Origin of the sequence: Acinetobacter sp. AOR14_HL (assembly GCF_027855175.1) — a bacterium.
GTDB classification, from domain to species: domain Bacteria; phylum Pseudomonadota; class Gammaproteobacteria; order Pseudomonadales; family Moraxellaceae; genus Acinetobacter; species Acinetobacter calcoaceticus.
In genome coordinates, this window is the sequence record NZ_JAKTII010000002.1 from 1 (window position 1) to 12,651 (window position 12,651).

General features: G+C 35.7%; 11 protein-coding genes and 1 pseudogene. 4 read left to right on the forward strand and 8 right to left on the reverse strand.

Annotated features, from left to right (window positions below; genetic code table 11):
- The 4 genes and pseudogenes from MKL38_RS00170 to MKL38_RS00185 form a co-directional block, all read right to left on the reverse strand.
- Positions 1 to 95: pseudogene (locus tag MKL38_RS00170) on the reverse strand (hypothetical protein); the annotation flags it as partial.
- A gap of 341 nt (positions 96 to 436) precedes the next feature.
- Positions 437 to 1,153 carry a 2-C-methyl-D-erythritol 4-phosphate cytidylyltransferase gene (ispD, locus tag MKL38_RS00175; RefSeq protein WP_270902165.1) on the reverse strand — a complete coding sequence of 239 codons (717 nt, stop codon included), beginning with the start codon at positions 1,151 to 1,153 and terminating at the stop codon, positions 437 to 439.
- Entirely contained in the window at positions 1,119 to 1,508 is a 390-nt protein-coding gene (gene ftsB, locus MKL38_RS00180) for a cell division protein FtsB (RefSeq protein ID WP_004643028.1), read from the reverse strand. Before ftsB ends, ispD begins: the two co-directional genes overlap by 35 nt.
- Positions 1,509 to 1,825: 317 nt before the next feature.
- Entirely contained in the window at positions 1,826 to 4,012 is a 2,187-nt protein-coding gene (locus MKL38_RS00185; protein WP_333724262.1) for a TonB-dependent siderophore receptor, read from the reverse strand.
- A 428-nt stretch (positions 4,013 to 4,440) separates the two neighbouring features.
- Between MKL38_RS00185 and MKL38_RS00190 the strand changes: the two genes are divergently transcribed.
- Positions 4,441 to 5,121 carry a hypothetical protein gene (locus MKL38_RS00190; RefSeq protein WP_270902166.1) on the forward strand — a complete coding sequence of 227 codons (681 nt, stop codon included), beginning with the start codon at positions 4,441 to 4,443 and terminating at the stop codon, positions 5,119 to 5,121.
- 215 nt (positions 5,122 to 5,336) lie between these two features.
- Here the strand turns inward: MKL38_RS00190 and MKL38_RS00195 are convergent, their stop codons facing one another.
- Positions 5,337 to 5,615: a hypothetical protein gene (locus tag MKL38_RS00195; RefSeq protein WP_442866686.1), complete on the reverse strand. Its 279-nt coding sequence runs from the start codon at positions 5,613 to 5,615 to the stop codon at positions 5,337 to 5,339.
- A 459-nt stretch (positions 5,616 to 6,074) separates the two neighbouring features.
- Between MKL38_RS00195 and MKL38_RS00200 the strand changes: the two genes are divergently transcribed.
- A complete protein-coding gene (locus MKL38_RS00200) occupies positions 6,075 to 6,752 on the forward strand; it encodes a DUF421 domain-containing protein (protein ID WP_270902167.1) in 678 nt (225 codons plus the stop codon).
- Positions 6,753 to 6,965: 213 nt separating this feature from the next.
- On the opposite strand, the gene eno is transcribed toward MKL38_RS00200, so the two are convergent.
- The 3 genes from eno to MKL38_RS00215 form a co-directional block, all read right to left on the reverse strand.
- Entirely contained in the window at positions 6,966 to 8,255 is a 1,290-nt protein-coding gene (gene eno, locus MKL38_RS00205) for a phosphopyruvate hydratase (RefSeq protein WP_017392264.1), read from the reverse strand.
- Positions 8,256 to 8,316: 61 nt separating this feature from the next.
- Positions 8,317 to 9,174: a 3-deoxy-8-phosphooctulonate synthase gene (gene kdsA / locus MKL38_RS00210; RefSeq protein WP_003652054.1), complete on the reverse strand. Its 858-nt coding sequence runs from the start codon at positions 9,172 to 9,174 to the stop codon at positions 8,317 to 8,319.
- A gap of 30 nt (positions 9,175 to 9,204) precedes the next feature.
- Positions 9,205 to 10,842, reverse strand: a complete 1,638-nt coding sequence (locus MKL38_RS00215; RefSeq protein ID WP_270902168.1) for a CTP synthase — start codon at positions 10,840 to 10,842, stop codon at positions 9,205 to 9,207.
- A gap of 223 nt (positions 10,843 to 11,065) precedes the next feature.
- Here MKL38_RS00215 and MKL38_RS00220 point away from each other — a divergent pair, with 223 nt between their 5' ends.
- Positions 11,066 to 11,539, forward strand: coding sequence for a hypothetical protein (locus MKL38_RS00220; RefSeq protein WP_005040124.1), 474 nt, complete (start codon positions 11,066 to 11,068; stop codon positions 11,537 to 11,539).
- Positions 11,540 to 11,783: 244 nt separating this feature from the next.
- Complete coding sequence (locus MKL38_RS00225) at positions 11,784 to 12,629, forward strand: metal-dependent hydrolase (RefSeq protein WP_213033704.1); 846 nt, start codon at positions 11,784 to 11,786, stop codon at positions 12,627 to 12,629.
- The last annotated feature ends 22 nt before the right edge of the window (positions 12,630 to 12,651 follow it).

Below are 12,651 nucleotides of genomic sequence, written 5' to 3' on the forward strand. Positions count from 1 at the left end.
TGTCCTGCGGTACCAAAACCACCAATCAGGATGGTGGCACCATCTTTAATTTGCGATAGAACCTCGCTAAGTGAGGACTTACTTTTGTCAATCATTAGACAACTCCATTGTGCTCATTGAAGAAGAGATAGGTAAGAGAGTTAGGCACACTGAGGCGAGAAGAATAGATAAATATTTCACTCAATCCCGAGTGTTTCCCTTAGATTTCCCTTTTAAACATTCTTGATAATTTTTATAATTTGATCTAGTTATCCCACTATGGTTTTGTTCGGTATAAGTGAAATTTGTTCGATGATCGAACATTATCTAAGATAGTTGTATAATCCGGATAAATCGTAAAACTTATAAATGTAAAAGAATATGAGTTGTTATAAATAGATATGTAGAAAATTTGCTTAGACGATTTAATCATCCAAGCAATTTAAAAATAATAGAATTAAGATTGAGATTGGAGAATCAAACGCGCAAGTTCTAAATCATCGGGATAAGTAATTTTTATATTATCCGAACGCCCCATCACGACCCGTACAGTTTCACCTAGATATTCAAGTGCACTTGCCTCATCGGTAATAGTGACGTTATTTTCTAAAGCATGCTCAATTGCTTTTTTGAGTTTACCAATTTTAGTAATTTGAGGCGTTTGAGCTTGCCATAATGAGTCTCGGCTTACTGTTTTATCAATATGATCGCCTGTTTGAACCTGCTTCAAAGTATCACGAACAGGAATTGCTAAAATAGCACTATCATTTGATTCAATTGCTTTTGACACAAGTGCATTTAAACAATCAATTGTTACACAAGGCCGAGCTGCATCATGTACAAGGACCCAATCATTTTCATCAGCAAAAGTTAAAAGATGATTTAATGCGTTTAATACCGAATGGACTCGTTCTGCCCCACCCATACAAAAATGGGCCTTATCTATATCTTGAAATGCGAGAGTCTGAGCAAAGGTATCTTGGGTACCAATTGCCAGAACATAACCATTTAATGGAAGTTGACTTATGCGCCGAACAGTATGTTCTAAAACAGTCGTATTCTGAATATATTGATACTGTTTCAATTCAGTTTTAGAAAATCGACTTCCTGACCCTGCAGCTGGTATAACTGCCCATAATTTAGTCTGGGATATCTGGGGATGCAGGTGTCTCATTCGTTTCCAAATCAACTTTAGCGTTCGGGTCAATATAAATAGGCTTGTAATGGGTACTGATTGTACTCATTTGAACAAATGTCTCGTGAGGTTTAACCAAACCAAGATCAAGGCGAGCATGTTCTTCTATTGCTTCTGTACCATTTTTCAGGTCAAAAACCTCTGCTGCCAAAATACGGTTTCGTTCTTTAAGCTCTTCATTTACCTCAGCTTGTTGCTGAATTTGTTGCATGAGAGCTTGATGAGGGATATAGCCACCCTCACCTAACCAAAATTGATATTGCAGTATAGCTACTAAAACAATAACAAGTAGCAATATCAGTTTGCTTGAAGTGGATCGAAATACTTCTAACATATCATTAAGATTTTTAATTAAAAACTTTCGTTAAGAGTTTGTATTGTATAGTAATTAACAAACAACATGCGCAATTCCTGCAAAAATTTAAGCAAAATTATTAATGGGCATATTACTTTAATTGACCATTGTGACATGTTTCATTTTGTCAAAAATGAATGGAATTTGAAAGGGAAATAATATTTATAAGTACAATTGCTTATAAATCAATCTATGCACCTAAACACCAGTCTAACTATGATGAAATTATGCTGAGTAAATATAGAAAAGCCCTCAGTAAAGGGCTCTTATAAATCGACTGCTTATGAGAGTCTAAATCAGAAATTATAACGAACACTCAACGTTGCATTTCGTGGTGTTCCCCAATTCATTGAGTTAGCACCAATACCCTCATAATATTTTTCATCAAAAATATTATCGATATTAAATTGAAGTTTGATATTTTTATCTACTTGATAGCCTAGCATTGCACTTGCTAAAACATAAGCATCCTGCTCAATACGGGAGCTTCCGCTACCTGTATAGTATTTACTCTTATAATTTAAACCAAGTCCTGCACTCCATTGATCAAGTTTGTACTTAACAAATAGATTCGAGGTTGCTCGAGAGTTTGTCGTATTAACCTTTGTGCCTTGTGCATCTTTTGCTTCAAAATTAGCAATACCAAAGTTAATACCCCAATTGTCATTAATCTCGCCATCAACTTCAAACTCAAAACCTTTACTTTCAACCCCATCTACAGCGCGATAGGCCTGCTCTGTAGTTTGTGTACCATTGCGAATAATGAACGTGTCAGGTATCGATTCAGCAAAATTAGACTGCTCGATCCGGAATACTGACAATGCTGTATTTAACCGTCCTCCAAACCATTCACTCTTTAAGCCAGCCTCATAACTCTTACCTGTAATCGGATCTATATATTGATCATTTATATCTTTACGTTCTTGAGGTTTAAAAATTTCTGTATAACTCGCATATATAGAATGATCTTGGGCAAAATCATAAATAGCGCCAACATATGGTGCTAATTCATTGTTAAATTCACGGTTACCTTTATCATTTTCAGATTTATATTCCCAGTTAGATAAACGTGCCCCAGCAATAACTTTTAAAGGATCAAAAATTTGAAATTTTCCAGCAACATAAGCAGCACTTTGTGTAGTTTCATTGAGTGCATTTTTACCATTTAATACTACTGGTTGAAGCAACTCTTGAGCCATATCATTATAGTTAAGTGGTCCACCTAAATATTTTTCAATGTCTTGGTCTGTGTTAGATCCACCAAAAATATCCTTTGTTTTCTCATTCTTATTCCAAGATCCACCAATAATGATTTCTTGTGGACGATTAAAAAGCGTAAATGGCGCATTGATAAAAACATCAATATTATTTTCTTCATTTGCAGCTTTTGCACCATATACTGAGACATTATCCTTCTTCTTGTCCTCTTCATTTTTTAATGGACTTGTATTGGTTGCCTTGTCTACTTTTCCAGCTGTATACAACAACATAGAAGCTGTATCTTCTTTACGGAAGGTATAAGCAATATTTAAATTAACGTCATTAAATAAATTCTGCTTTAAGTTCGCAAATACTGCCGTTGTATTTACATCCCAATAAGTCCAAGGTGCACTTACAGTTAAGTTCCTAGAAAAATTGGTCCGAGTCCCATCAGTATAAAAAGCCGGTGTCCCGCCCCAACGGATACCATCACGATGTAACTCTTGATAAGTAGCACCAAGTGACATGCTTGTTTTGTCACTCAAGTCATAATCAACTGCACCATAAAATACATTCCGCTCTTTCTCATAAAAATCCATAAATGATTTTTCATCAGAATGTTTTACAAACATACGGCCACGTAATGATCCATCTGCATTAAGCGGTGTGGAAACATCCGCTGAGCTACTCCAAGAATTCCATGAGCCTAAAGATGTGCTGACATTACCAGTGAGTTCTTTTGAGTTTGCATGTTTTCGAATCATGTTCAGCGCCATCGCTGGGTTTCCAGCACCTGTGGTTAGGCCATTGGCACCCTTTACTACTTCGATACGATCATAAATATCTAAATCTAAATCACCAGTGCCTAAGTTTGTAGTACTAGGTATTCCATCAATTAAGTAATAATCCACCTCAAAACCACGTGCATAAACTCTTTGACGCTCATCAGTACGTGAGGTTGAAACACCCGTAATATTATTCATTAAATCTTGAAAGGAATCGATTTTTCGATCATCTAAATATTCACGGGTTAAAACTTTGACCGATTGAGGAGTTTCACGAAGAGATAAATTTAATTTTGTAGAAGTATTTGAACTTTTTGCTGTATAGCTGCCCGAGCCTTCAGTAACAGCCGGATTTTCTTGTTCTGCTTGTACTTTTATCGTTGCTAAAGTGGCTGTTTCGGTTGGTTGTTCTGCATAAACAAATGAAGGTACCGTCAAAGCCATAGAAAGTACTAAAGGGTGAACTTTAAATGCTTTTCTAAAGGGCGGATTGTACATAAGAAAATTCCATAATAACTAATGTTATGAACCATATTTTTAGCCTTCCACTACCTTGTTCCTTGTTACACAGTAGTAAAAGTTCGGCACAAAAATTAACACGAATGATAATTGTTATCAACTTTAAGTTAATAATTATTCTTATTTGTTTAATATGATTTACTAATCAATATTGCATAAATCACAGAATCGCTATCCACACATCAAAATTTGGATATCTAACGGATTGAATACTCATCTTGTTGAGTCATGGGGCTGCAGCCATGGGCTTTATATTATTGATTCAAAAATATATAAACCAATTTTCAAATTCAAATTGACTATGGAACTGCTCAAGAACATGAGAAATAAAAAACTACACAGTATTTTCTTTTATATTTTATTATTCTTCATAAATCTCATAAAAGAGAATAAAGGTATAAACTGTAGTGCATAAAATTTTAGCATTTTCTTTAGCAAGCTTAGGTTTAAGTGCTTGTAATAACCCTACTGATGATAGACCTTCAAAAATACTTAATATGGAGAGTAATCAGATACAACATACATCAGCCACCCCTTATATATTTGAATATAATGATATTGTGTACACACTAAAAGCTGGACAAGATCCAGATACTGTCCATTTAAAATTTAAAAACTTATTAAAAAAAATTCCCTCTAGCGATAATAATTTAGATATTTTAAAAACCAAACGCAAGGTACTTATTCACTTAGGTTGCCTTAAAGGAGCATATAGAGTTACCGAAAAAATTCTAAATAAAACAGATAGTTCACAACTACAAGAGATGCAATGCATTTTCTTAAGAAAAATGAAAAAAGATGCTCATGAAATAAAAGAATGTTATGAAAAAACGGCCCATAGCTATTTAGACGAAATAAATTTAATTCCGAAGGCAGCTGTACGATATCAATATGTATTGTGGGGACATTATGCAGCAATGTTCCATGCCGGCCATATAGAATATAGAGATAAACTTCAAGAAACTATTGATTATCACAACATTGAAGATCACAAAAAAACATATCAACAAATGTATGAAAATATACTGAATGCCAGTGCTTTTCAAAAACGTTTAGATGCCATTCCGTATAGCCCGAATTGTCAGTAAAGTATAGTAATGGATGTTATAAGCCACCATCCTCCTCAAAAATTTGGCTTGCATTTAATAGAACATAAAATAATTGAGATTAAAAATAAAACAGTATAAGCAAAATCTTCTGTATCATCCGTAGCTAAATAAATTTTCCATAATTAATCCTAAACATAGAAAAAATTTTAATAAATTCTATATTTCTAAATATAAAACTTATGGAAACTAAATAATTAATCATCATAGATAAGATCATTTTCATCAACATTGATATAATCTGGCTGGGGATCCTTATCAAATTGTACAGCACATATTTTAACCTTACCTAAAATTTTTGCTTTTCCCACCCTATGCATACCATCCATTATTCTACCCTGTGAACATATTATTATTGGATAAGACAAGTCTGCTTCTTGAATCAGTAGCATATGATTAATAATATCTTGAGTAGTAGGATGAGAATCCGGATACCAATACGGTTCATCTAATTCTTTTATTTCTGATAGTAAAATTTCTTTTACTTTAAATTTTTTAGTTAATGCTACTAAATTATCTACATCTCAAATATAAGTATCATTTTCAATTTTTCTAAAATGATATTGCTTTCTCATGATATAAAATTCCTCATAAAATCCAAAAATATTAAAATATATCTATTAATATTAGATATTGGAAAAATAAAGTGCCGTAATTCCTAGCCAATATAGAAAAAGACATTAAAAACTAAAATTCTAATAAATACACTTTCATCCTGTTTAACAACTTCAACAATCATTCTATCTTGCTATTTATCTACAATTAAAACCCACGCTATATGTTTATTCTAATGCATAGTTTGAAAATGAAATTTATACAAAATCACAGAGAGTTCGATTTTTTAACCAATAACTACTTAAAAAGTATATTTTTTCTATTTTTAATTTGCTAAGAATTTTATAAAGATTTCTTTCACCTATTAGAAAGGAGAAAAAATGGATTTTTTTAGTATTTTCATAGGTGACACGACTTGGACCTTTATTTTGGAAATTTTGGTTCGATGTTTCGTCATGTTTATCATTATTATTAGTTTTTTAAGACTATCAGGTAAGCGTGGTGTTCGCCAACTTTCCCTTTTTGAACTCGCAATTATTTTATGTTTAGGCTCGGCTGCTGGTGATCCAATGTTTACCAAGGACTTACCTATTGCCCATGCTTTTATCGTATTTATCGTTATTCTTTTTCTCTATCGCCTAGTAACTTGGGCCATGGTGAAGCATAAAAAAATTGAAGATCTATTAGAAGGAAAAGCACTTTGCGTGGTCAAAGATGGACTTTTAGTCTACAAAGATTTCCAGAAACAATCATATTCACATGATGAGTTTTTCTCAGAGATGCGCCAACAAAATGTTGAACATTTAGGTCAAGTGAGAACAGCTTTACTGGAGTCCGACGGTATCCTTAGCTTACTGTACTATGAAGATGAAGAAGTAAAATGGGGACTTCCCCTATTCCCCGATGCTTATTGCAAAGCTGACGTACTTAAAATCAATACTTTTTATTCATGTATGAAATGTGGTGAAACTAAAATTCTAAATACACTCGATCAAGAGTGTTCTCGTTGCAAACACCATAGTTGGGCTAAGTCTTTAAAAACCCGTCGCCTAGGATAATAAAAGAATTGAGTATTATAAGTATCAGATATTAAGTTTTTCCAGAAAAGATCTAATAGATAGAATTTTGTATTTTCGAGATGCAATAAAAGAAGTAATAGAAAATGAAAAATTAATTTATTTTTATAAATTAAAAAGGCGCTATTTCCTATTAAAAAAGAGAAATAGCACCTTAAAACGTTAAAAAACTAATTTTAACTTTTTATTTAAAGATTAGTTTAAACCTTTAAACTCAGCTTTACCGCGGTAAGCAGCTTTAGTCAATTCTTCAATACGAAGTAATTGGTTGTACTTAGAAACACGGTCAGAACGGCAAAGTGAACCAGTCTTAATTTGGCCAGCTGCTGTACCTACTGCTAAATCAGCAATAGTTGAATCTTCAGTTTCGCCAGAACGGTGAGAAATTACAGTTGTATAACCATTTTCTTTAGCAAGGTAAATTGCATCTAGAGTTTCAGTCAACGTACCAATTTGGTTATATTTGATTAAGATAGAGTTACCTACTTTCTCATTAATACCACGTTGTAAAATCTTAGGGTTTGTAACGAACAGGTCATCACCAACCAATTGGATTTTGTCACCAAGGATAGATGTCAAGTAAGACCAACCTTCCCAATCTGATTCATCTAAACCATCTTCAATTGAGATAATTGGATATTGGTTTACAAGGCCTGCTAAATAGTCAGAGAACTGGTTGCTTGTGAATGCTTTATTGCCTTCACCCGCAAGAACATATTGGCCATTTTTGTAGAATTCTGAAGATGCACAGTCAAGCGCCAACATAATGTCAGAACCAGCTTTGTAACCAGTTTGACCAATAGCTTCAAGAATAACAGTGATTGCTTCTTCGTTTGAACGCAAGTTTGGTGCAAAACCACCTTCATCACCCACAGCAGTGTTTAAACCTTTTTTGTTTAAAACTGATTTTAGAGAATGGAAGATTTCAGCACCAGCACGTAATGCTTCAGCAAATGAAGTGAAGCCTACTGGCTCAATCATAAACTCTTGAATATCAACGTTGTTGTCTGCATGCGAACCACCATTGATGATGTTCATCATTGGTACAGGCATAGTCAAAATCGTTTGACCACGTAAGTCAGCGATGTATTGGAAAAGAGGAATTTTCTTTTCATCAGCAGCAGCGCGTGCAGCAGCTAATGACACAGCCAAAGTTGCATTTGCACCCAACTTTTCTTTGTTTTCAGTACCATCAAGTTCGATCATCGTATTATCGATGTCTTTTTGTTCAAATACTGATTTGCCCACTAAAGCATCACGGATAATCGTGTTTACGTTGTTAACCGCAGTTTTAACACCTTTACCTAAGTAACGTGATTTATCACCGTCACGTAGTTCTAAAGCTTCACGAGAACCAGTTGAAGCACCAGATGGTGCACATGCACGACCAACAACCCCAGATTCTAAAATTACGTCTGCTTCGATGGTTGGGTTACCACGAGAGTCCAAAATTTCACGTGCACGGATGTCAACGATTTGGCTCATGAACAATTCCTCTGTTGAATGAATATGAGCTGCGATTAAAGCAGCGTAAATGAGTAAAAACTCAATGGGTGTCTAACTTTTTGAATCCTTTAACCAAAGTATCCAATTCTTTTATTTGTGCCAAGAATGGCTCAAGCTGCGACATGCGTAATGCACAAGGTCCATCGCATTTTGCATGTTCTGGGTCTGGATGACCTTCCAAGAACAATCCAGCCAAGCCTGTTGCCATTCCAGCGCGCGCTAAAGTTGTAATTTGAGCACGACGACCACCTGCCGAGTCAGCACGACCACCAGGAGTTTGCAACGCATGTGTTACATCGAAGAAAACAGGAACATTCATTTCTTTCATGATGTCAAAGCCAAGCATGTCTACAACAAGGTTGTTATAGCCAAATGCTGAACCACGCTCACAAAGAATAAGTTTATCGTTTCCTGCTTCTAAACATTTATTCAGGATATGACGCATTTCATGAGGTGCCAAAAACTGAGCTTTCTTAATGTTAATAATAGCTTGTGTTTTTGCCATCGCTTCAACAAGATCAGTTTGGCGACTTAAGAAAGCCGGTAACTGAATAATATCGGCTACTTCTGCAACTGCTTCAGCTTGGTGTGGTTCATGAACATCGGTAATGATAGGAACATTAAAATGTTTTTTAATATCGCCTAACCATTCAATACCTTTTTCAAGTCCAGGACCGCGGAACGAATGCAGACTAGAACGATTTGCTTTATCGAAACTCGCTTTAAATACATAAGGAATGTCTAAGCGTTTGCAAATATCAACATAAGTTTCTGCAATTTCGAAAGCTAAATCTTTTGATTCAAGTACGTTCATTCCGCCAAATAATACAAATGGCAAATGATTTGCCATTTGTATATCGCCTAAACGTACAACTTCTTGTGGTTTTAATTGTGACATTTAAACTTTCCCAGTTTATTTAAAATCGCATTATTTACTTTTTTGATGCTGTGTTTTCGCAGCGTCAATAAAACTAGCAAATAATGGATGTCCATCACGTGGTGAACTTGTAAATTCCGGGTGGAATTGTACAGCAATAAACCAAGGATGTTCAGGAATTTCTACAGTTTCAACCAAATGTTGAGCCGAAGAGTAACCAGAAATCTTCATACCAGCTTGTTCAATCGCCTCAATGAAACGGTTATTCATTTCATAACGGTGACGATGACGCTCAGTAATTTCTGCTTTACCATAGACTTCACGAGTTTTAGTGCCTTCAACCAATTCAGATTTTTGTGCACCCAAACGCATAGTGCCGCCTAAATCAGACTCTACGCTGCGTTGTTGTAACTCGCCACGCTCATCTAACCATTCGGTAATTAAACCAATCAATGGATACTTTGTAGAACGGTTAAATTCTGTAGAAGATGCTTCCGGCATAGCTGCCACATGACGTGCATATTCAATTACAGCCAATTGCATTCCTAAACAAATACCCAAGAATGGAATTTTATTTTCACGTGCATATTGAATAGCTTTCATTTTGCCTTCAGTACCACGCTCACCAAAGCCGCCTGGGACTAAAATTGCGTCAGCTGTTTGCAAAATAGAAATGTCTTGGCTTTCAAGTTCTTCAGCATTGACATAGTCAATCTGTACTTTCACACGGTTTTTGATGCCTGCATGTAACAATGCTTCATTCACAGATTTATAAGCATCTGGTAATTCAACATATTTACCAACCATAGCTACACGTAAAGTGTATTCTGGGTTAAGTAATGCTTCGACTACATTATCCCAATCTTCTAGATTTGCTTCTGGAAGATCATTAAACCCAAAACGTTCACAAATGAGGTCATCAACGTTTTGTTCATAGAATGTACGTGGAATTTGATAAATCGTTTTCGCATCTTTACATACCACAACGGCACGCGCTTCCACGTTAGTGAACAATGCAATTTTACGTTTCGTATCAACATCTACATCATATTCAGTACGGCAGATTAAGATATCTGGCTGAATACCAATTGAAAGTAATTCTTTTACAGAATGTTGGGTTGGTTTCGTCTTAAGCTCTGCTGCCGACTTAATATATGGCAACAAAGTTAAATGCATCAGCATGGTACGTTTATGACCAAGCTCAACCATTAACTGACGGACTGATTCCATAAATGGAAGTGATTCAATATCACCAACCGTACCACCAATCTCAACGATTGCAACGTCGTAACCTTCACCTGCGCGAAGTACACGTTCTTTAATGTTGTCAGTAATATGTGGAATAACTTGAACCGTACCACCTAAGTAGTCACCACGACGTTCTTTATTTAGAACATCTTGATATACACGGCCACTTGTAAAGTTATTCAGTTTGGTCATTTTCGCACGACGTAAGAAACGTTCGTAATAACCCAAGTCTAGATCAGTTTCGGCACCATCCTCTGTGACAAAAACTTCACCATGTTGGAAAGGACTCATTGTCCCCGGATCGACATTAATGTAAGGATCCATTTTAACCATTGTGACTTTTAAGCCACGGGCTTCCAAAAGTGCAGCAACTGAAGCAGCAGAAATACCTTTACCTAGCGATGAAACCACACCACCAGTAACAAAAATAAAATGGGTCATTAAGTTTCTCGTACAATCAAGCCGAAATCGGCCTACAATGTTGGGCAATTTTACTTTACTCTGCCCCTATAAAGCAAAGTCAAACCGCATCAATTCAAAGATCATTAAACAACTGGTTATTCTATCAGCATTTTTAATAAAAAATTAGGTCCATCTCACATGATTTTTTCATTCTCTTTTGCTGTTATAATGCCAGCTCCTCAATTAAATGTTGTTTAGGACAATGGCAAATAAAAAACTTTTAATCTGTGCTGCAATTGCAGCTGGACTATTGTTAACCGCATGTGTCAAAAAAGAAACACCAGAAGAAGAGCAAGAAAAGGTTGAAACTGCTGTTTCAGAACCTAAGCCTGCTGAACCTGCAAAATTTGAGTCTTTAGAAAGCGTTAAAACTGAAGAAGCTCAAACGCAGGAACCAACGCAAGTTGAAGTTCATCACGAAGAAACAGCGAATACCACAACTGAAATTCGCCGTGAAACTCGTCCTGCCCAATCTGATCAAAGTTCACAAACAACAGCTTCTGAGCAACCTAAAGCAGAACCGAAACCAAAACCGGAACCTAAGCCTGAGCCAAAACCAGAGCCTAAGCCTGAAAAAGTTCAATCAAAACCAGCTAAACCAGCTGAGCCATCTCAAACTGAAGATGATGCTGTTGCCGCTGCAATTGCTGCTGCTACACCAGCGCTTAAAAACTAAGTTCCCGTGTGAATATGCCCAAATTGAACAGTTGATTTGGGCTTTTTAAATATTATTAAAATTATCAATTCAATAATCAGTTCTACCTTTCTCTTTCTAATTTGTCTTTAAAGTTTTCCTAGATATCAATTTAGGACAATCTACTTATTCCCCCTGAAAAAGCATTGACGTTACTCACGCTGAGATGTAGCTTTTTAACAAGTTCCCTTTTGGAACCTTAATTAAAAGAAGATTGGAGCTTAAAATGACTACTGTATCAAATCGCGTACCCGCCTCATTTCCAGTCCGTCGTATGGACTATAATTTTGAAAATACACCTCGTTACTGGTGCAATAACGAACCCTCTCTTACCCATTATTTTACAGGCTTATCTACATTGTTCCCTGAGGGTGAATCATATTTTGTTCGTTCAGTTCGAGCGTTACGTGCCAAAGCAAAGTCGAATGAAATTCTAGATCGCGAAATCAGCGCATTTATTGGTCAAGAAGCAATGCATTCAAAAGAGCATCATGCTTTTCATCTCAGCGCCCAACAGCATGGCCTTGACCCCGAATCTTTGGAAAAAGCAACTGGTATCGTTTTAAAAAGTATTGAAAAAGTTTTTAGTAAAAAATGGAATTTGCTCGTAACAGTTGGCTTAGAACACTATACCGCGGTACTTGTGGTTAACATGATGCAGTCTGTTAATGAACTGATGACAGACTCAACAATCCGTAATTTATGGTTATGGCACAGCATTGAAGAGACAGAACATAAAGCTGTCGCCTTTGATCTTTATCAACACTTATATGGAAGTGGACTGAGCGCCTATCTCCCTCGCATTACAGTCTTTACTTTAAGTTTATTTTTAATTACAGGCTTCACAACAATTTATCAATTCGTTCTTATGAAACGAGATCACCAACTTCTAAATTTCAACTCTTGGCGTAATTTCTTTAGTTTTGCTAACAAACAATATAGAACATTAATCCCTAAATTTTTTGACTATTATCGCTTTGATTTCCACCCTAACCAAACAGATGAAAAAGACCTCGTTGCTAGTACCAAAATCAAAATTGGACTGAAAGATCCAAAATTGCTTTTATCTTGACCTGATAAAATCATAAAGCCCA

Bases quoted from the DNA above. Each gene is read 5' to 3' on its own strand.
- ispD (WP_270902165.1), bottom strand. From the start codon at position 1,153: ATGAGACACCTGCATCCCCAGATATCCCAGACTAAATTATGGGCAGTT.
- ftsB (WP_004643028.1), bottom strand. From the start codon at position 1,508: ATGTTAGAAGTATTTCGATCCACTTCAAGCAAACTGATATTGCTACTT.
- MKL38_RS00185 (WP_333724262.1), bottom strand. From the start codon at position 4,012: ATGTACAATCCGCCCTTTAGAAAAGCATTTAAAGTTCACCCTTTAGTA.
- MKL38_RS00200 (WP_270902167.1), top strand. From the start codon at position 6,075: ATGGATTTTTTTAGTATTTTCATAGGTGACACGACTTGGACCTTTATT.
- eno (WP_017392264.1), bottom strand. From the start codon at position 8,255: ATGAGCCAAATCGTTGACATCCGTGCACGTGAAATTTTGGACTCTCGT.
- kdsA (WP_003652054.1), bottom strand. From the start codon at position 9,174: ATGTCACAATTAAAACCACAAGAAGTTGTACGTTTAGGCGATATACAA.
- MKL38_RS00215 (WP_270902168.1), bottom strand. From the start codon at position 10,842: ATGACCCATTTTATTTTTGTTACTGGTGGTGTGGTTTCATCGCTAGGT.
- MKL38_RS00220 (WP_005040124.1), top strand. From the start codon at position 11,066: ATGGCAAATAAAAAACTTTTAATCTGTGCTGCAATTGCAGCTGGACTA.
- MKL38_RS00225 (WP_213033704.1), top strand. From the start codon at position 11,784: ATGACTACTGTATCAAATCGCGTACCCGCCTCATTTCCAGTCCGTCGT.